Source organism: Bacillus sp. 22483 (genome assembly GCF_052044605.1).
In the GTDB taxonomy this organism is placed as follows: Bacteria; Bacillota; Bacilli; order Bacillales; family Bacillaceae; genus Bacillus; species Bacillus altitudinis.
Window position 1 is genome coordinate 1 of record NZ_JBQENU010000029.1, and the last position, 469, is coordinate 469.

The following is a 469-nucleotide window of genomic DNA, read 5'->3' on the forward strand; positions in this document are numbered from 1 at the left end:
TATGGTGGAGGATGACGGGCTCGAACCGCCGACCCTCTGCTTGTAAGGCAGATGCTCTCCCAGCTGAGCTAATCCTCCGAATAAAATGCTGGTATGTATTTCTATAGAAATGGTGACCCGTACGGGATTCGAACCCGTGTTACCGCCGTGAAAGGGCGGTGTCTTAACCGCTTGACCAACGGGCCCTCTTATATGTATCTTGTGGCGGAGAGCAAGGGATTCGAACCCTTGAGACGGGGTTACCGCCTACACGATTTCCAATCGTGCTCCTTCGGCCACTCGGACAGCTCTCCAAATTGGCTCCGCAGGTAGGATTCGAACCTACGACCGATCGGTTAACAGCCGATAGCTCTACCACTGAGCTACTGCGGAATGAAGAAAGCCTGGCGATGTCCTACTCTCACAGGGGGAAACCCCCAACTACCATCGGCGCTGAAGAGCTTAACTTCCGTGTTCGGTATGGGAACGG

General features: G+C 54.2%; 4 tRNA genes and 1 rRNA gene. All 5 read right to left on the reverse strand.

From position 1 onward, the window contains the following. Positions 1 to 2: 2 nt before the first annotated feature. Positions 3 to 78 (reverse strand) — tRNA-Val (locus tag ACTJJQ_RS19225). A gap of 32 nt (positions 79 to 110) precedes the next feature. Further along, positions 111 to 185, reverse strand: a tRNA-Glu gene (locus tag ACTJJQ_RS19230). A gap of 17 nt (positions 186 to 202) precedes the next feature. Further along, positions 203 to 293, reverse strand: a tRNA-Ser gene (locus ACTJJQ_RS19235). A gap of 4 nt (positions 294 to 297) precedes the next feature. Continuing rightward, positions 298 to 372 (reverse strand) — tRNA-Asn (locus tag ACTJJQ_RS19240). Positions 373 to 381: 9 nt separating this feature from the next. Beyond that, positions 382 to 469: ribosomal RNA gene (rrf, locus tag ACTJJQ_RS19245) — 5S ribosomal RNA — on the reverse strand; the annotation flags it as partial.